Origin of the sequence: Pseudokineococcus basanitobsidens (assembly GCF_037482545.1) — a bacterium.
In the GTDB taxonomy this organism is placed as follows: Bacteria; Actinomycetota; Actinomycetes; order Actinomycetales; family Quadrisphaeraceae; genus Pseudokineococcus; species Pseudokineococcus basanitobsidens.
In genome coordinates this window covers 369,547-387,460 of record NZ_JBBIAA010000001.1, presented here as the reverse complement: position 1 = coordinate 387,460, position 17,914 = coordinate 369,547, and the positions used below count along the sequence as shown (strand labels likewise).

The 17,914-nt window shown below is 75.9% G+C and carries 14 protein-coding genes; 3 read left to right on the top strand and 11 right to left on the bottom strand.

The window, feature by feature from the left end:
- Positions 1 to 29 precede the first annotated feature (29 nt).
- Entirely contained in the window at positions 30 to 602 is a 573-nt protein-coding gene (locus WDZ17_RS01705; RefSeq protein WP_339573402.1) for an SSI family serine proteinase inhibitor, read from the bottom strand.
- Between the two features lie 177 nt (positions 603 to 779).
- Here WDZ17_RS01705 and WDZ17_RS01700 point away from each other — a divergent pair, with 177 nt between their 5' ends.
- From WDZ17_RS01700 to WDZ17_RS01690, 3 genes are all read left to right on the top strand, one after another.
- Entirely contained in the window at positions 780 to 1,106 is a 327-nt protein-coding gene (locus tag WDZ17_RS01700) for a rhodanese-like domain-containing protein (protein WP_339573401.1), read from the top strand.
- Positions 1,107 to 1,212: 106 nt separating this feature from the next.
- Positions 1,213 to 2,490, top strand: a complete 1,278-nt coding sequence (locus WDZ17_RS01695; RefSeq protein ID WP_339573400.1) for a phosphatidylserine decarboxylase family protein — start codon at positions 1,213 to 1,215, stop codon at positions 2,488 to 2,490.
- Between the two features lie 51 nt (positions 2,491 to 2,541).
- A complete protein-coding gene (locus WDZ17_RS01690; RefSeq protein WP_339573399.1) occupies positions 2,542 to 3,768 on the top strand; it encodes a DUF8462 domain-containing protein in 1,227 nt (408 codons plus the stop codon).
- A gap of 9 nt (positions 3,769 to 3,777) precedes the next feature.
- On the opposite strand, the gene WDZ17_RS01685 is transcribed toward WDZ17_RS01690, so the two are convergent.
- The 10 genes from WDZ17_RS01685 to WDZ17_RS01640 form a co-directional block, all read right to left on the bottom strand.
- The gene (locus tag WDZ17_RS01685; RefSeq protein ID WP_339573398.1) at positions 3,778 to 4,071 is read right to left on the bottom strand and encodes a hypothetical protein; all 294 of its coding nucleotides are present in this window, start codon (positions 4,069 to 4,071) and stop codon (positions 3,778 to 3,780) included.
- Positions 4,072 to 4,190: 119 nt separating this feature from the next.
- Complete coding sequence (locus tag WDZ17_RS01680; protein WP_339573397.1) at positions 4,191 to 7,745, bottom strand: GH36-type glycosyl hydrolase domain-containing protein; 3,555 nt, start codon at positions 7,743 to 7,745, stop codon at positions 4,191 to 4,193.
- 49 nt (positions 7,746 to 7,794) lie between these two features.
- Entirely contained in the window at positions 7,795 to 8,961 is a 1,167-nt protein-coding gene (locus WDZ17_RS01675; RefSeq protein ID WP_339573396.1) for a glycoside hydrolase family 1 protein, read from the bottom strand.
- A 65-nt stretch (positions 8,962 to 9,026) separates the two neighbouring features.
- On the bottom strand, positions 9,027 to 9,977 hold the full coding sequence (locus WDZ17_RS01670; protein ID WP_339573395.1) for an alpha/beta fold hydrolase: 951 nt from the start codon (positions 9,975 to 9,977) through the stop codon (positions 9,027 to 9,029).
- Complete coding sequence (locus WDZ17_RS01665) at positions 9,974 to 11,662, bottom strand: ABC transporter ATP-binding protein (RefSeq protein ID WP_339573394.1); 1,689 nt, start codon at positions 11,660 to 11,662, stop codon at positions 9,974 to 9,976. The genes WDZ17_RS01670 and WDZ17_RS01665 overlap by 4 nt, the downstream gene beginning before the upstream one ends.
- On the bottom strand, positions 11,659 to 12,624 hold the full coding sequence (locus WDZ17_RS01660) for an ABC transporter permease (protein ID WP_339573393.1): 966 nt from the start codon (positions 12,622 to 12,624) through the stop codon (positions 11,659 to 11,661). Before WDZ17_RS01660 ends, WDZ17_RS01665 begins: the two co-directional genes overlap by 4 nt.
- Positions 12,621 to 13,601 (bottom strand): ABC transporter permease, encoded by a 981-nt coding sequence (locus tag WDZ17_RS01655; protein WP_422631783.1) that lies wholly within the window; start codon positions 13,599 to 13,601, stop codon positions 12,621 to 12,623. The genes WDZ17_RS01660 and WDZ17_RS01655 overlap by 4 nt, the downstream gene beginning before the upstream one ends.
- An 86-nt stretch (positions 13,602 to 13,687) precedes the next feature.
- Positions 13,688 to 15,355, bottom strand: a complete 1,668-nt coding sequence (locus tag WDZ17_RS01650; protein WP_339573391.1) for an ABC transporter substrate-binding protein — start codon at positions 15,353 to 15,355, stop codon at positions 13,688 to 13,690.
- Between the two features lie 151 nt (positions 15,356 to 15,506).
- Positions 15,507 to 16,610: a LacI family DNA-binding transcriptional regulator gene (locus WDZ17_RS01645; protein ID WP_339573390.1), complete on the bottom strand. Its 1,104-nt coding sequence runs from the start codon at positions 16,608 to 16,610 to the stop codon at positions 15,507 to 15,509.
- Positions 16,611 to 16,693: 83 nt separating this feature from the next.
- Positions 16,694 to 17,857, bottom strand: a complete 1,164-nt coding sequence (locus WDZ17_RS01640; RefSeq protein ID WP_339573389.1) for a Gfo/Idh/MocA family protein — start codon at positions 17,855 to 17,857, stop codon at positions 16,694 to 16,696.
- Positions 17,858 to 17,914: the final 57 nt, after the last annotated feature.

Sequence of the window (17,914 nt, the reverse complement as noted above, 5' to 3'; positions counted from 1 at the left end):
CGGACCCTGCCCGGCGGCCGGGGGCGCGGTCAGCTGTCGGCGGCCGGGACGAGCGGGACGAGCGCGTCCCAGCGGTCGATCTCGCACCCGTCGGCGCGGGCGAGGTCCGCCGAGACGGGCTCGCCGTCGACCGTCCCGGAGACCGTGGCCGTCTGCGAGCCGCCGAAGACCTGCGTGCACCGCACGTCCCCCGGCAGCGGCTGCAGGGCGTCCTCGCCGGCCGTCGCCAGGGCCTCGCACGCCCCGGCGGGGTCGGGTGCCGTGCCGCTCGCCTGCGGGCCGTCGCACGTGAGGTCGTAGGTCTGCGCCGTCCCCGTCCCGTCGTCGTAGGCGACCGACAGCTCGGCGGAGAAGTCCGCCGGGACCGAGCCGGCCGTCGACGTCGACGTGGGCTGGGCGGGCTCCTGGGTGGCCGCGGTCGGCGAGGGCGCCTCCGTCGGCCCGGTGGGACCCGTCGTCGGGCCGACCGTGGTGGGGCTCGCCCCGGGGTCGTCCTCCTGCCCGCAGGCGCCCAGGACGGCGACGAGCGCCAGCGACGGCAGCAGCACGGCGACGCGCGACCTGCGGCCGGGGCGGGCGGTGGACCGGTGCTCGGGCTGCATGGCGTCTCCTCGTCGGGACCTGGTGCGCGGCGGTCTGCCGCGCCCATGATCACCTGGGACGGTCCCGGGCGCCCACCTGGTTCCCGGGCTGGGCGTCCGCGCCGTCGGGGACCATGCTCGAGGCGTCCCCCCTCCCGACCCGCCCGCCAGACCCGCGACCTACCCGAGGAGCCGACCGTGCCCGACGATCTCCCCAGCGTCCCCGCCGCCCAGGTGCCCGACGACGCCGTGCTCGTGGACGTCCGCGAGGACGACGAGTGGGCGGCCGGCCACGCGCCCGGCGCCGTCCACATCCCGCTGGGCGACCTGCCCGCGCGCGTCGGCGAGCTGCCCGAGGGCGACGTCCACGTCGTCTGCCGCTCCGGCGGCCGGTCCGCCCGAGCCACCGCGTGGCTGCAGCAGAACGGCGTGGACGCGGTCGACGTGGCCGGAGGCATGGGCGCCTGGTACGAGGCGGGCCGACCCATGACGAGCGAGCAGGGCCAGGAGCCCCGCGTCCTCTGACGCCCCGCGGCGGTCGCGGTCACGGCTCCCCCGCCTCGACCCCACCGACTCGGCCGGCCGTCCCGCCGTCCCGCCGTCACCCCCCACGCTCCCGAGAGGACCTGCCATGTCCCACGACGTACGTCATCGCGCCGGCTGGTTGCCCGCCGACCAGTCCCGTCTCGAGGAGTGGCTCGAGGGCCACGTCCGCCGGGTCGACGCGGCCGGCGAGAAGCCGCTGCGGCCGTCCGTCGCCGCTCTGGCGGACCTGGTCCGCTCCGAGCCGGTCGTCGGGATGCTCGTCCACCGGATGCTCGAGCAGCGCCCGGAGACCCGCGAGTACCACAGCCGGCACATCCGGGACGTCGACCACCTCCTGGCGCTCATGAACGGCGTCCTCGAGCTCGCCCCGGAGTACGGCGAGGAGAACGTCACCCTGCCCATGGGCGCGCTGCTCGACTGGGCGATGGGGACGCCGGCCGGTTTCGCCGCCTTCCGGGACCCGCGGGTCAACGCGGCGCTCAAGGGCGTCCTGCGGGAGTGGTGCGAGTTCCTCGACAGCCCGGGCTCCCTCTACGTGCTGAACGACGGGCCGGCCGGCTGGAAGGGCGAGAAGGCGGTCGCCGACGTCGGGATGGACCAGTTCCAGCACGACCCCGACGACGAGCACTGGGGCTTCTCCTCGTGGAACGACTTCTTCGTCCGGCGCTTCCGGGAGGGCGAGCGGCCCGTCGCGGCCCCGGAGGACGACGCCGTGGTCGTCTCCGCCTGCGAGTCGACGCCCTTCGCGCTGCGCACCGACGTGCAGCGGCGGGAGCCCTTCTGGCTGAAGGGCCAGCCGTACTCCCTGCACGAGATGCTGGACGGGGACGACCTCGTCGACCGCTTCGTGGGCGGCACGGTCTACCAGGCCTTCCTGTCCGCGACCGACTACCACCGCTGGCACGCCCCGGTCGCGGGCACGGTCGTCAGCGCCCGGGTCGTCGACGGGACGTACTACTCCGAGGCCTCCTCGGTCGGCTCGGACGCCGCCGACGAGTCGCCGAGCTCGCAGGGCTACCTCGCGCACGTCGCGACCCGGGCGATCGTCACCCTCCGCGCCGACAACCCGGCGCTCGGGCACGTGGCCTTCGTCGCCGTCGGGATGAGCGACGTCTCCTCGTGCGTGACGGTCGTCGAGCCGGGGCAGCACGTCGCGAAGGGCGAGGAGATCGGCTACTTCCAGTTCGGCGGCAGCACCCACTGCCTCGTCTTCGAGCCCGGCGCCCTGTCCTCGTCGCCCTCCAGGCCGTCCCGCAGCCGGCCGAGGCTGGCGCCGGGACCGTGCACGTCCTCTCGCACCTGGCGACGGCCCGGGCCTGACCCGGCCGTCCCGCACTCTGCGGCCGTCTGGCGACACGCCTAGACGGCGCCAGACGTCCGCGCCCGGGCGCCGGCGCGCACCTACGGTCGCGGCGTGGACCCCGTGCGCAACCCCTACGCCCCCGGCGCCGGGCAGCGCCCGCCCGAGCTCGCGGGCCGCGACCGGGAGACCGAGGCCTTCGACGTCATCCTCGAGCGGCTCGCGCGCGGGCGCCCCGAGCGGTCCGTCGTCCTCACCGGGCTGCGCGGGGTCGGCAAGACGGTGCTGCTCGGCGCGCTGCGCTCGGCGGCCGTCCGGCGCGGCTGGGGCACCGGCAAGCTCGAGGCCCGCCCGGACCAGCCGCTGCGCCGCCCCCTGGCCGCCGCGCTGCACCAGGCGGTGCGCGAGCTGTCCGGCCGCCACCCCGACGAGGCGGCCGAGGTCCTCGGCGTCGTCAAGGCCTTCGCGCTGCGCGCGGCCGAGCCGCAGCCGGTGGGCGCGGGCGCGCGCGGGCGGTCGGCGCCGAGGCTGCGCGACCGCTGGCAGCCCGGCATCGACGTCCCCGCCGCCGTCGGCCGCGCGGACTCCGGCGACGTCGAGATCGACCTCGTCGAGCTCCTCACCGACGTCGCCGGGCTCGCCCAGAGCGCCGGCCGCGGCATCGCGGTCTGCATCGACGAGATGCAGGACCTGATGCCCGAGGACGTCTCCGCGCTGTGCGCCGCCTGCCACGAGCTGAGCCAGCAGGGCCTCCCGCTGCTCGTCGTCGGCGCGGGCCTGCCGCACCTGCCGGCCGTGCTGTCCGCGTCGAAGTCCTACAGCGAGAGGCTCTTCCGGTACGTCAGCATCGGCGCCCTCGACCGCGACCAGGCCGACCGCGCCCTGCGGGCGCCGGCGCAGGAGGAGGACGCCGACTTCGCCCCCGAGGCCCTGGAGGCCCTGCACGTGGCCACCGACGGGTACCCGTACTTCGTCCAGGCCTACGGCAAGGCGGTCTGGGACGTCGCGACGGCCTCGCCCATCACGGCCGAGGACGTCGCCGTGGCGGCGCCGCAGGCGGAGGCCGAGCTCGCCGTCGGCTTCTTCGGCTCGCGCTACGAGCGGGCGACCCCCGCCGAGCGCGAGTACATGCGCGCCATGGCCGACCTCGGCGCGGAGAACGGCGACGGCGCCGTCGCGACGTCGGACGTCGCGAGCCGGCTGGGCCGCAAGCCGCAGTCCCTCTCCCCCGCCCGTGACGCGCTGCTCAAGAAGGGGCTCGTCTGGAGCGCCGAGCGCGGCCGGATCGCCTTCACCGTCCCCCACTTCGGCCGGTACCTCCGGCAGCACGCGCCGGACTGAGCGAGGCGGTCAGCGCGGCCGGCGACGGCCGAGCCGGGTCCCGAGGGCGACGCCGGCGACGACCAGGCCCAGGACCACGAGGACCGCGCCCACCAGCTGCTGCCCCCCGAGGACGAGCGGCAGGGCCGGGGAGAGGGCCCCGTCGTCGAGCGAGGGCGGGACGTACCTGTCGCCGGAGAACGGGGCGTACGCGAACCAGCCGAAGGACGTCGGTGGCGCGGTGGCCGTCACGACGGCACCCGCCACGACGAGCAGCGCTGCTGCCACGACCAGGAGCCCCGTCCTCCGCACGAGGAGCAGCATGGTGCCGACGGCACGGGCGGGCGCCCGGACGGAGCGCGCGGACCGGCGGACCACCCACCTGGCCGCCACGGGCGCCGTCGTGGGCGCCGTCGTGGGCGCCGTCGTGGGCGCCCGGCCGGTCAGCGGCGCGCCGCCACCGCAGTGTCGGGCATCCCCCCGCGCCCGGCCGGCACGGTGATCTCGAGGACACGGGTACCCGCGAGGTCGACGGCGTCGACGAGCAGACCGCCTCTGCGGTAGGGGTTCTCCAGCTCGACGCCGCCGACCTCCCGCCCGTCGGCGAGCACCCGCAACGGCCCCTCCGGCGCGTCCGCCGGGTCCACGACGCGGTAGCGCAGCTCCCGGGGCTCGCCGAGGACGTCGAGGTCGACGACGAGGCCGTCGTCCTCGCGCGCCAGCACGGGATCGAGGACGAGCGCCCCCTCCCGCTCGACCACCCCGAGGACCTTCTGGACGAGCTGGCGCAGGTAGATGCCCGGGCCGCTGGAGTAGACGCGCCACCCGCCGCGCACGGGCACCGCGCCGGTCCGCAGCTCGTCGAAGCGCTCGGCCGCCTCGTACCGGTCGTCGAAGGCGGCGTCGGAGGAGGAGGAGTAGCAGTTGCGCTGCCGCGGCTCGGCCGCCGGCAGCCGCCGGCGCTGCTCGACGGGGCTGACCCGCAGCAGCTCCGCGGCCGTGCGCTCGCGGCCGAGGACGGCGAGCGCCTCGACGTAGCGCAGGTGCGCGTGCGTGTACATGAGCCCGACCTCGCGGCCGAAGAACGCCGACTGCTCCGCCCGGCGGAAGACGTGCGTCACGCCGTCGTCGTAGGGCGCCGGGGCGTCCATGAGCCGCACGCCGTCCGGGAAGTGCAGGTGCCGCTCCACGAGCTCCTCGTGCGTCGCCGCCTGCTCCGGCGTCAGCAGGTGCGCGAGCACGGCCTGCGTCATCGGGATGAGCCGGTGGTGCCCCGGGGAGACGTCGTCCCGCGGGTGCAGGACCGGCCGCGCCGGCTCGCGCCCGGCGGCGTCCTCCGGCGGGACGACGAGGTAGCCGGCCAGCTCGCCGTCGAGCAGCAGGTGCTCGGCGAGCTCGACCGCGACGACGTCGGCCTCCCGGCCGAGGTCGGCCCCGAGGTCCGCGTGGGCCGTGCCGGCGAGGAGCCGGGAGGCCTGACGCGCGGCCTGGTGCCACAGCGCGACCGTCCACGACGACGTCATCCGCTCCCGCATCGAGGCCTGAGCGGGCTGGAGTGTGTCGTCCCAGTCCCCGTGGCCGTAGGCCAGCAGCTGCGTGCCGGGCGCCCGGTGGGTGCGGGCGTGCTCGAGCGTCGCCCGCACGTGGTCGGCCACGGTGGCGGGCGCGGTGCCGGCGCGGCGGGCCTGCCCGTCCCAGAAGGGGACGACCTCGTCGAGGACGCCCGCGTCGCCGGACGCCTCGAGGTACTCCGCGAGGGCCACGAGGGGCCAGACCGGGACGTCGCCGTGGGCGTCGTCGGCGTAGCGCTCGGCGTAGGCGTCGGGCATGAACCACTGCGGCAGCTCGCCGCGGGCGTCCTGGTGGGCGAGGACGGTCAGCACGAGCCGGCGGGCGACGTCGAGGCGACCGACGGCGAGCATGAGCTCGAGGGGTCCCTGGCAGACGTCGCGCGTCCCCCACGCCGCCCCCGTGTACTGCTCCAGCCCGTGCGGGACGAGCAGGTGCACCATCGCGTTCTGCGCGTACCAGGGCACGAGGAGGTCGAGCTCGGCGAGCCGCCCGTCGCCCCGCACGCGCAGGTGCTTCGTCAGCGACGCGAGGTGCTCGCGGTGGCGCCCGAGGTGGTCGGCGACGTCGAGGCCACCGAGCCCCTCGCGGGCGAGGGCGAGGGCGGCGCCGCGGTCGGCGAGGTCGGCCGTGACGAGCAGCCGCCCGCTCGTGCCGGCGCCCTCCCCCGCGCCGGCGGCGAGCGCCGCGGTGAGCACCCCGGTGCCGCGGGCGGTGGCGTCGGCGAGCAGCGGTGCGTCGTCGCCGAGGGCGCCCGTCGTCGCGAGGACGTACGTCAGCCCCGGGTAGTGGTCGGCGACGTCCGAGCCCGCGGACGGCGTGAGCGCGACGGCCCGCACGACCGGCGCCCCCTCGTCGACCCGCGCCTCCGCGTCGGTCAGCACCTCCTCGTCGACGGGCCGGCAGTCCCAGGCCCCGTCGAGGTCCACGGTGACGAGGACCTCGAGCGGCCGCTCGGTCGCGACGTGGACCTCGAGGCCCGGCGCGTCGGAGCGGACCGTCGTCCGGACGTCGACGCGGCCGAGGTCGGACGCGTAGACCCACCGCGTGCCCCCGAGGTCGAGGGCGAGCGCCGAGGGCACGCCGAGCAGGTGCCAGGTGCCGCCCGGATCCCGGACGAGCGCCCGCACGCCGGCGGAGCGCAGCAGGCCCAGCGACGAGCGGTGCACCGAGACGAGCGTGTTGGCGGCCGTGCTGCCCATCGCGACGTGGGAGGCGAGGACGCCGGCGGCCCAGGTCGTCGTGGACAGGACGGCGTCGGTGGGCGCGACGTCGTCGCCGGCGCGCAGCACCGTGCCGTGCGAGCGCTCGGCCTCCAGCTCGGCGGCCCGGGAGACGACGTGCGTGGCCCCGTCGGTGAAGTACGAGCGCAGCGCGCCGTCGGCGCCGCGCTCGGGCGAGCGGGCGGACGCCAGGTCCACGCCGCCGACGGCGAGCAGCTCGGCCTCGTCGAGGTCCCGCGCCGCCAGCAGGGGCGCCGTGGCGAGCAGGGAGCGCACGGGCTGCTCGGCCGTCGCCGCGGCGGCCGCCTCGTGGGTGCGCGCGGCGAGCGCCACGGCGTCGTCGAGGAGGCCGGGGACGACCGCCGGCGCGTCCCGCAGGTCTCCGCGGTGGTCGGCGACGACCGCCGTCACGGCGTGCACCGTGCGCGGCGAGGCGAGGTCGAGCAGGGGGCCGAGCAGGGTCGGCATCGCCATCTCGTACTGCCGGGCGCCGCTCGACCACGCCGGCGCCTCCAGCGCCGCCGACCGCCCGACCCGGGCGGCCGTGCCGTGGACCGCGAAGCCGTCGACGTGGTGCCCCCGCGCCCCCTCGACGAGGGCCGTCAGCGCCAGCGGCAGCACCGGCGCGCACGCCATGGTCTGCCGGCTCGCGACGACGACGCCGGCGCGCGGGTGCGGCACGACGCGGTGGGCGAGGTAGTGCGAGGTGTAGGCCTCGTTCGCGCGCACGGCGGCCTCCGGCGCGAGCGCCAGGTCCTGCGCGACGACGACGTCGTACCGGTCCTGCGGGTCCCACCCCGGCCCGGCCGCCAGGTCGGTGCGCCACACCCAGGAGCCGCCGTCGTCCGCGAGCGACAGCGTCACCGCGCAGCGGGCACCCAGGGCCTCGCCGGACCAGCGCACCCACGTGGGACCCACGGACACGGCCGCCGCCGAGGCCGACCCGGTGACGGGCGTCCACGTGACGTCGTGGCCGTGGTGACGGCGCAGGAGCACCCCGCTGACGCCGGCGTCGTGCCGCGAGGGCAGGTAGGCGCCCACGAGCAGCCCGTCGGCGGTGCGCACGGCCCGGACGTCCCCGGCACCGGTGAGCTCGACGCTCGTGCCGCCGGCCCGGAGCACGTGGCCGGCGTCGGGGAGCGACCGGGGACGGCCGTCGGCGTGCGGGCTCCCGGCGGCGCCGGGCGCGGGGGCGGTCGTGGTCACGTCAGCTCCTCCGTGGCAGGGATGCCGGTCGGTGCGGCGGCGGGCGCGGTCAGCCGGGCAGGGCGTTGGCGCGGGCCACCTCGCCCAGCCAGCGCAGGCTCGGCCTCGGCGTGCGCGCGAAGGTCGTCCGGTCGACGGCCACGAGCCCGAACGTCGGTGCGTAGGAACCCCACTCGTAGTTGTCGAGCAGGCTCCAGGCCAGGTAGCCCTGGACGCCCACGCCCTCGGCCATGACCTCGTGGAGCCCCCGCAGCGCGTCGCGCAGGTAGTCGACGCGACGGCCGTCGTCGGCCGTCGCGATGCCGTTCTCCGTGACGAGCACCGGGACCCCGGGCGCCCACCGGGCGGCCAGCCGGACCCCGTCGGCGAGGGCGGGCGGGTAGTACTCCCAGCCCGTCAGGGTCGTCTCGACGTCGTCGGGGACGGGGAGCGGGCCGTCGGGCCCGACCTTCGTGCGCGTGTAGGCCTGCACGCCGACCCAGTCGTCGTCGGCGGCCGCCTCGAGGAAGAGGGCGTCGCGCGGGTAGCCGTACTCGTGCGCCACCTGCTCGCAGCCGGGCTCGGGCTGGTGGTCCTGCGTGGCGACGGTCCAGCCCGAGCGCACGAGCGGGGCGGCGGAGAGGACCTCGCGGCTGCGCCGGTGGGCCGCGACGAGCGCCTGCGTGACCACGGGGTCCGGCGCCGGCAGGCCCGCGGCCACGAGGCTCTCCCCGCCGTCGGCCCCCGCCATCACCGCGACCATGTTGGGCTCGTTGATCGTGCAGACGCGGTCGACGTCCTCGACGACGGGCAGGACCGTCTCGGTGTACCGCGCGAAGGCGTCGACGGCCTCGGGCGCCCGCCACCCGCCGCGGTCGGCGAGCCACCGCGGCAGCGTGAAGTGGTGCAGCGTCACCATCGGCGTGACGCCGAGCGACCGGGCCGTCTCCACCATGCGCCGGTAGTGGTCCAGCGCCGCGCGGGAGACGAGACCCGGCTCGGGCTCGACGCGGGCCCACTCCACCGAGAAGCGGTAGGTGTCGAGGCCCGCCTCCGCGAGCAGCCGCATGTCCTCGGGGTAGCGGTGGTAGCTGTCGCAGGCGTCGCCGCTCGGCTCGGGGACGGTCGTGCCGGGCGCGTGCTCGCGGGCCCACCAGTCGCTGGCGACGTTGCCGCCCTCGACCTGGTGGGCGGCGGTGGCCGCGCCCCAGCGGAAGCCCTCGGGGAACTGCAGCATGCGTGGCGCTCCTGTGTCGGTGCGGGGTCGGCGCGGGGGTCGGTGCGGGCGGGCCGGGGCGTCGCCTAGGCGAGCGCCGACCAGAAGTCGTCGAGGAGGGCGGCGGTGGCGGCCGGGTTCTCCGCGGCGGGCAGGTGGCCCGCGCCGGGGACGACGGCGTGCCGGGCCCCCAGCCGCTCGGCCATGGCCCGCTGCCACGGCTGCGGCCAGGCGTCGTCGTCCTCGCCGTGGGCGACCAGCACCGGCAGGCCGGTCGCGGCGAGCACGTCCGTCGTGTCCTGCGTGCTCGCGAGCACCTGCACGGCCCCGAGCAGCGCCGCCGTGGACGTGCGCTCCGAGCGCAGGCGCAGGAAGGCGTCGAGCGGCTCGAGGTCCTCGGGCGGGCGCCCGGCGAGCTCGGTCTCCTCCAGCGCCCAGAGGCTGCGGCCCCCGGCCGCGGCCAGGCGCGGCGGGAGGTCCGCCTTGCGCCCGAGCCAGCCGTGCGGCCCGGAGCAGAGCATCGTCAGGCTGGCGAGCGTCTCGGGTGCCGTCACCGCGGCCGCCCGGGCGACGACACCGCCGAAGCTGTGGCCGAGCAGGTGCACGCGCTGCCCTCTCCCGCCCCGCGGGCCGGCTCCGGCCCCGACGAGACGGCACACCTCGACGGCGTCGCCGGCGAGGTCCGGTAGCAGGTAGCCGGTGCCGCGCCCGCCGCCGGCGTCGTCGGGCGACCACGTCGAGTCGGCCTGCCCGCGTTGGGAGTACGCCCACGCGTCCCACCCGGCGGCGGCGAGCCGCGGGAGCAGGTCGAAGAAGTCCTCCTTGGAGCCCGTGAAGCCGGGCACGAGCACCGCGGCGCCACGCGGCTCGACGAGGGCTCCGTCGGCGCCGCGCGGACGGGCCCGCGCCGCCGTCAACGGACCGACGGCGGCGTCGAGCACGAGCACCTCGACGCCGTCCGGCACGGGCAGCGCCCCCAGCGGCCGGCCGCGGCGGACGCCCGGCGGCAGGCCCTCGGGGTCGCCGGCGGAGCTCACGCCGCCCCCTCCGCCCGGCCCGGCTGCGGCACGGCGTCGAGCAGCTCGACGGTGTACGGGTCCTGCGGGAAGCGCAGGACCTGCGAGGTCTCGCCGCGCTCGACGACCCGGCCGTCGTGCAGCACGACGATCTCGTCGGTGACGACCCGCGCCGAGAGCAGGTCGTGCGTGATGTACAGCATCGAGACGCCGTGCTGCACCCTCAGGTCCTCCAGCAGAGCGAGCACGCCGGCGCGCAGCGAGACGTCGAGCATCGAGACCGGCTCGTCCGCGACGATGACCTGCGGGTCGCTCGCGAGCGCCCGGGCGATGACGACGCGCTGGCGCTGGCCGCCCGAGAGCTGGTGCGGCAGCTTGGCGGCGAACTGCTCGACGGGCGTGAGCCCCACCGTCTCCAGCAGCTCGAGGACCCGGGTGCGGGCCTCGCGCCGGTCCCGGCCCGTGTAGTTCATCACCGGGCGGGTGAGCGAGTACTCCACGGTGTGCAGCGGGTTGAGCGCCGCGTACGGGTCCTGGAAGACCATCTGGACGTCGCGCCGCAGCTCGCGCAGGCCGCGCCGCCGCAGCCGGTCCACCCGCACGTCCCCGAAGGAGATCGTGCCGGAGGTCGGGCGCGTGACCCCGGTGATGAGCTGGGCGAGCGTCGACTTGCCGGACCCGCTGGCCCCCACGAGCGCCATCGAGCGCCCCGGCTCCAGCCGGACCGACACGTCGTCGAGGGCAACCACCTCGGCGGCCCCGCGCCGCGGCGGGGGGTAGATCTTGCTGACTCCGTCGACGACGACGGGCTCGTGCGCGGTGCGCCCGGCGCGCGCGACGCCGCCTCCGCGCTCCGCCGCGGAGCCCGACGACGTCACGAGCTCCCCGCCGCGGGCGGACAGGCCCGGCAGCTCGACGACCTCGGCCCGGGGGTCGGCGTAGTGGCTGAGCAGCATCCGCGTGTAGTCGTCCTGGGGGTCCCGCAGCACCGCACGGCTCGGGGCGTCCTCGACCATCTCCCCCTCGTGCATGACCATGACGCGCGAGGTCGACTCCAGCACGACCCCGAGGTCGTGGCTGATGAGCAGGGCGGTGAAGCCCTCCTCGGCCTGGAGGTCGCGGATGGTGCCCATGACGGCGTGCTGGACGAGGACGTCGAGCGCCGTCGTCGGCTCGTCGAAGACCATGAGCTGCGGCTCGAGCGCCAGCGCCAGCGCGATCGACACGCGCTGGCGCATGCCGCCGGACAGCTCTCCGGGGTAGCGGGTCAGCACCGAGGGCGACAGCTCGACCTTCTCGACCAGCTCTTGCGCCCGGGCGTCGCGGCGCTCGCGCGGCACGTGGCCGTGGGCGGCGAAGACGTCGCGGAAGTGGTTCGCCACGGTCCGCACCGGGTTGAGGGCGTTCATGCCGGACTGCAGCACCATGGCGAAGCCGCCCCGGCGCTGGGCGCGCAGCGCCTCGTCCTCGAGGGCGGCGACGTCCTCGCCGCCGAAGAGGATGCGCCCGCCGGAGATCCGGGCCGGCGGCTTGGCGAGGCGGGTGAGCGCGAAGCCGAGCGTCGACTTGCCGGAGCCGGACTCGCCGACGAGGCCGACGAACTCGCCCTTCTCGAGGGAGAAGGAGACGTCGCGGACGGCGTGCGTGGCCGGCGCGTCGGACGGCTCGTAGACGACGGACAGGTCCTGGACCTCGAGCAGGCTCATCGTCCGCTCCCCTCCCGCAGGCGGGGGTTGGACAGGCCGTCCACCCCGAAGTTGACGAGGGACAGCGAGGTCGCCAGCAGGGCGATGCACAGGCCCGGCGCGAGCAGCAGCACCCACTGGCCGGTGAGCAGCGCGTTGGAGTTCTGCGCCCAGAACAGCATCGTCCCCCAGCTCACCTGGGTGGTGTCCCCGAGGCCGAGGAAGGACAGGCCGGACTCGGCGAGGATCGCCGCCGTCGCGGCGCCGAAGAAGCTGCTCGCGATGATGGACGTCATGTTCGGCAAGATCTCCCGGAAGACCACCCGGGCCGAGCTCTCGCCGGAGAACTGGGCGGCCGTCACGAAGTCCCGCCCGCGCAGGGACTGGGTCTGCGACCGCAGCACCCGGGCCCCGAACGCCCAGCCGGTGAGGACGACGACGAAGATGATCATGCCGAGCCCGCTGTTCTGCAGGTAGGCCGCGATGACGATCATCAGCGGCAGCCCGGGGATGACGAGGAACAGGTTGACGACGAAGTTGACGACGTCGGCGGCCCAGCCCCGCACGTAGCCCCAGGACAGGCCGACGACGACGGCGACGACCGTGGACAGCGCGCCGGCGACGAAGCCGACGAGCAGCGAGATCCGGGCGCCGTAGATCACCTGCGACAGCACGTCCTCGCCGGCCGCCGTCGTCCCGAACCAGTGGGCGCCGCTCGGCCCCGCGCTGCGCTCGAAGTCGTTGACGGTCGGCCCGTAGGGCGCCAGCACCGGCGCCAGGACGGCGACGAGCAGGAAGAAGGCGAGGACGACCAGGCCGAGCCGCGCCTTCCGGTTGACCCAGATCGTGGCGCCGGCGCGGGTGACGACCTTCCACCGGGGCGGCGCGCCGGTCGGCAGGTCCGGCGGCGCCGAGTCGGGAGCCCCTGCGGGGCGCTCGCTCTCGGCACCGCCGGGGTCGGGGAGCGTCGTGGGCGTGGTCATCGGCGAGTCCTCGGGTCGAGGATCCCGTAGAGCGTGTCGACGACGACGTTCGCGACGAGGACGCTCAACGTGATCATCAGGAACAGGGCCTGCATGAGCGGGTAGTCCTGGTTGGTCACCGCGTTGTAGAGCAGGTACCCGACGCCGGGGTAGGCGAAGACCTGCTCCACGAGCAGCGACCCGCCGACCACCCCGCCGAGCGCGAGGCCGAAGCCGGTGAGGTTCGGGAGGATGGCGTTGCGGGCGGCGTAGCGCAGCGCCACGGTCCGCGACCGCAGCCCGTTCGCCTCGGCGAAGGTGACGTAGTCGTCCCCGAGCGTGCCGATCATCGCGTTGCGCATGCCGAGGATCCACCCGCCGAGCGAGGTGATGAGGATCGTCAGCGCCGGCAGCGCCGCGTGCGCGACGGCGTCGGAGAGGAAGGGCGCGTTGAGCCCCGGCGTCGTGTACGGGCTGTAGGCGCCCGACGTCGGGAACAGGCCGAGCGTGTAGCCGAGGAGGAACAGGAGCAGCAGCGCCGTCCAGAAGTACGGGAAGGCGGCGAGGAAGCTCCCCGTCAGCGTCGGCAGCGCGTCCAGCCGGGTCCCGCGCCGCCACGCCGCGAGGACGCCGACGAGGGTGCCCAGGACGAAGGCGGCGATCGTGACGAGCCCGACGAGCACGAGCGTGAAGGGCAGCGCGCCGGCGACGAGCGAGGACACCGTCTGCGGGAAGAAGGTGTAGGAGACGCCGAAGTCGAGCGTCACGACGTTGCCGAGGTAGTCCCAGTACTGCGCGAGCGTGCTCCCGGTGGGGACGCCGAGCTGGGACTCGATCGCGGCGCGGGTCGCGGCGTCGACGGGCCCGTTCTGGGCCAGCCGGGCGATGGCGGCGTCGGCCGGGGAGCCCGGCATCAGCCGGGGCAGGAGGAAGTTCAGCGTGATCGCGGCCCACGCGGTGAGCGCGAACAGGCCGAGCCGGCGCGCGAAGTAGCGCACGGGGACCACCACCTCTCGTGAGGGCGAGGGAGGGGCCGCGTGGCCGGCCGCGGGGGACGGCCGGCCGCGCGGGGACGGGGGCGGGATCAGCTCCCGGCGCGCTCGAGGTTCGTGTCGATGAGCAGCACGTTGGAGTCGTACGTGATGGGCGTCGCGTACGGGTCCTCGTCCGAGGGCCACCCGGTGAACTTCTCGTCGCTGAACAGGCCCCACAGCCCGCCGTAGAACATGGCGATCACGGGGACCTGGTCGTACATGACCTCCTGCAGCTGCCCGGCCAGCTCCGCCTGCTCGGCCGGGTCGGTCGCCGCCTGGTACTGCGCGAGGATCTCGTCCACCTGCGGGTCCGAGAAGCGCTGGAAGTTCGAGGACGCGGCCGTGCCGACGGGCTGGAGGAACTCGCTGCTCAGCAGCTGGTTCATGTCGCGGTAGTACGAGCCGGTCCCGCCGAAGCCGCCCATGGCGAGCTGGAAGTCGCCGTTGTTGATCGCCTGCTGGTAGGCGGCGGCCTGCGGCTGCTCGATCGTCACGGCGATGCCGATCGCCTGCAGCTGCCGCTGCACCTCCTGGACGCCGCGCAGCCAGTCCGTGTAGCCGTTCGCCGTCGTGATGGACAGCGTCACGGGCTGCCCGTCCGGCCCGACGAGCGTGCCGCCCTGCTGGGTGTAGCCGGCGGCGGCGAAGGCCTCCAGCGCCGCGTCCGTGTCCTGCGCGACCTCCCCGCCGTTCGGGATGTCGCCGTCGGTCAGGTCCTCCTGGCCCGGCAGGAGAAGGCCCGTCTGCGGTGCGGCGTCGACGTAGCCCTCCTCGGCGGTCTCGGCGATGGACTCGCGGTCCAGCGCCAGGGACAGCCCTCGCCGGAAGTCCACGTCGTCGAAGGGCGCCTGCGTGAGGTTCGGGTACAGCGAGATGGTCCCGCCCGGCGGGAACCAGTACGTGTTGCCCTCGTTCGCGGCCACCCAGGTGTTCTCGACGTCGGAGATGAAGGCGTAGGCCCAGTCGTACCCCTTGTTGACGAGGTCCAGCTGCTCGTTGGAGGCGGGGATGACGAGCTCGTCCGCCGCCACCTGGTCGGCCTGCCAGTAGTCCGGGTTCTTCTCGAGCGTGTACTGCGTGTCCGAGTAGCTGCCGAGCGTGAAGGGCCCCGTGCCCACCGGGTCCTCGTCCGCGTAGGAGACCGGGTCCTCGACGTCGGCCCACAGGTGCTGCGGGACGATCACGGTGCCGCCGACGATGTCCGTGGCCGGGACGTCCGGCTCGGAGAAGTGCATGGTGACGTCCATGCCGTCCGCCTCGACGGAGTCGAGCCGCTGCCACACGCCGTCGAGGTCGAGCGCCGGGAAGTCCTTGAGCATCTGGAACGTGAAGGTGACGTCGTCGGCCGTGAACGGCTCGCCGTCGGACCACGTGACGCCCTCGCGCAGCGTGAACACGGCCGTCTGCGGGTCCACCTGCTCGACGGACTCGGCGAGGAAGGGCGTCGACTCGCCGTCGATCGTGTTGAGCACCGTCAGGGGCTCGTAGATGTGGAACGCGCCCTTGCGCCCCGTCGGGTTGAACGGGTTGAAGTTCCGCGTGAAGTTGGGCGAGCCGTTGTCGCCGGCGAAGAGCATCGTCCCCGCGGCGTCCGCCCCGCCGGAGCCCTGCGGCCCCTGCGCGCCGGTGCAGCCGCTCACGACGAGCGCCGCGGCGAGCGCGACGCCCGTCGCCGCCGTGAGGCGTCGCGGGCGGGTGGTCGTCCTCGTGGACCTCATGGGCACGTCTCCTCCGTGTCGTCGTCGTCACGCGAGCGGGGGCGCCGTCGTCGGCGCCCGCCGTGTCGTGCCGTGAATGTATGCGCATACATCCACCGGGGCAAGGGGCGGGCGACAGCCCCCCGGGCGGGTGCCCGCAGATGTGGACGACTCAGGCGCGCAGGCAGCCGCAGCTCTCGCGCAGGAGCACCTGGACGGGCAGCACCCTGTCCTCGAGCGGCGCCGCGGGGTCGGCCAGCCGGCGCAGGAGGACGTCGACGGCGACGCGCCCGAGCTCCGCCATGGGCTGGTGCACCGTCGTCAAGCGCGGTCGCGAGCGGCCCGCGGCGTCGATGCCGTCGAAACCGGTGACGACGACGTCCCCGGGGACGCGGACGCCGGCACGCTGCAGCACGTCGACGACGCCCAGTGCCGTCTGGTCGTTGGAGCAGACGAGGGCCTCCGGCACCCGCCCCGCGTCGACGAGCCCTCGCGCGAGGGCACGGCCGCGCTCCTCGGTGAAGTCCCCCCGCAGCAGCGGCGCCGCGGGCACGGGCAGGCCCCGGGAGGCGAGGGCCTCGCCGAACCCGGCGAAGCGCTCGAGGTCGTCCGGGACGTCCGCGACACCGCCCACGAAGGCGACGTCGCGCAGCCCGTGGTGGTCGAGCAGGTGCTCGACGAGCGCTCGCATGCCGGGGCCGTTGGCCGTCCGCACGTGGTCGAGGGGGTCCTCCCCCCGGGGGCTCGCGACGACGACGACGGGCGTGCTGCGGGCGACGCGGACGAGAACCTCGGGGGGCGTCGTCCCCGCCAGGACGACCAGCCCGTCGACGCGGCCGGCCAGGTCCTCCAGGGCGGCGTCGCGACGCTCCCCGCGCGCGACCGCGACCGTGGCGAACAGGCCGTGCCGCCACGCCTCGAGCTCGACACCCCGCGTCACCTCGCCCATGTAGAGGTTGGTGACGGGCTCGGCCGCCTCCGCCGGGTCCAGGCGCATGGTGGCGGGGACGTCGGACAGTGGCACCGGGTCGATCTCCGCGACGTCGTCGAAGGCGGGGAAGGCGACGCCGATGGCGCCGGACCGCCGGGCGGCGAGGCCGCGGGCGCTCCCGCTGGGGACGTAGCCGAGGTCGCGGACCGCGTCCAGCACGCGTCGCGTCGCCCCCGGCGAGACCGTCTCCGGGCGGCGGAGGACGCGCGAGACCGTGGCGATGGAGACGCCGGCCCGGTCGGCGACGTCGTAGACGGTGGGGCGGGACGAGCGCGTCGTCGCCACCGCCAGCCCCTTCCGCTCGTCCCGGGTGTCCGGCGGGGAGTGTGCACCCCCGGGGGGCCGGCGGAGGGCACCGGCCCCGTCGCTCAGCCCGGGCGCGCCCCCTCCTCCTCCCCCGTGCCCGCGCCCGCCGGGCGGTCGGCTCCGAGCGGGCCGTCGGTGCCGAGCGGGTCGTCGCGACGCGCGGGCGGGTCGAGGGCCGGCAGCTCGAAGGACGACGTGACCTCCACCGCCGCCCCCGTCGCCGCGGAGCGGCCCACCGCCTCGAGCACGTCGACGACGTGCCCGGCGTGCTCGACGGACAGCCGGTGGGGACGCCCCCGCCGGCGGGCGCGCGCCAGGTCGAGGACCCCCAGGGCCCAGTCCAGCTCGAGCGCGTCGCCCGGGGCCTCGGCGACGAACGGCTCGCCCGCGACCGCCCGCTCGACGGCGGCGTCCGGCGCGAAGAGGTCGAGGAGGCGCAGGCTGCCGCGGTCGCCGTGGAAGGCGACCCCCCGCGGCACCGTCTCGGCGTCGACGTAGAAGTCGCAGGTCAGCCGGAGCAGCGCGCCGCTCCCCAGCACGGCCGACACCAGCCACGCGTCGTCGGTGGCCGTCTCGACGGCCTCCCCCGCCGAGGACGTGCGCTCGGGCAGCAGCCTGGCGGACGTCGCCTGCACGCGGCGGACCGGCCCGAGCGTCGCGGTGACGTACGCGAGCGCGTACACGCCCGTGTCGACGACGGGCCCGACGCGGAAGAAGGCGGCGGGCGACGGGTGCCAGGTCTCGATGCGTCCCTGGTGCACCTCCGCGGTGACGAGCCGGACCGCCCCCAGCTCGCCCTCGCGCAGGCGGGCCCCGACCTCCTGGTAGGAGCGCCCCAGCCACAGGGAGGGCGCGCAGGCGACCCGGACCGACGTCGCCCGCGCGAGGGCGACCAGCTCGCGCGCCTCCTCCGCGTTCAGCGCGAGCGGCTTCTCGCTGAACACGTCGAGCCCGAGCCGGACCAGCTCGCGCGTGGTCGCGAAGTGGTGCGGGGCGCTGGTGAGGTTGACCGCGACGTCGACCCCGTCGTCGGCCAGCTCGGCCGGCGACGCGTAGGCCCGGCAGCCGGTCGCGGCGGCGAGGTCGCGGGCCCGGCCCCCGTCGACGTCGTGCACGCCGACGAGGCGGAGCTCGGGGTGGCGGGCGAGGCTCTGCGCGTACGGGCCGGCGATGTTGCCGGCGCCGACGAGCGCCACGCGGGTGGGGGCGTCACCGGGGTCGTCCACGGGTCCTCCTGTGTCGTCGGGTGCGGTCGAGCACCGCGCGGGCGCTCCTCACCGGGA

Excerpts from the sequence above, each read along its gene's own strand:
- WDZ17_RS01705 (WP_339573402.1), bottom strand. The coding sequence starts at position 602 with ATGCAGCCCGAGCACCGGTCCACCGCCCGCCCCGGCCGCAGGTCGCGC.
- WDZ17_RS01695 (WP_339573400.1), top strand. The coding sequence starts at position 1,213 with ATGTCCCACGACGTACGTCATCGCGCCGGCTGGTTGCCCGCCGACCAG.
- WDZ17_RS01685 (WP_339573398.1), bottom strand. The coding sequence starts at position 4,071 with ATGCTGCTCCTCGTGCGGAGGACGGGGCTCCTGGTCGTGGCAGCAGCG.
- WDZ17_RS01675 (WP_339573396.1), bottom strand. The coding sequence starts at position 8,961 with ATGCTGCAGTTCCCCGAGGGCTTCCGCTGGGGCGCGGCCACCGCCGCC.
- WDZ17_RS01665 (WP_339573394.1), bottom strand. The coding sequence starts at position 11,662 with ATGAGCCTGCTCGAGGTCCAGGACCTGTCCGTCGTCTACGAGCCGTCC.
- WDZ17_RS01660 (WP_339573393.1), bottom strand. The coding sequence starts at position 12,624 with ATGACCACGCCCACGACGCTCCCCGACCCCGGCGGTGCCGAGAGCGAG.
- WDZ17_RS01650 (WP_339573391.1), bottom strand. The coding sequence starts at position 15,355 with ATGAGGTCCACGAGGACGACCACCCGCCCGCGACGCCTCACGGCGGCG.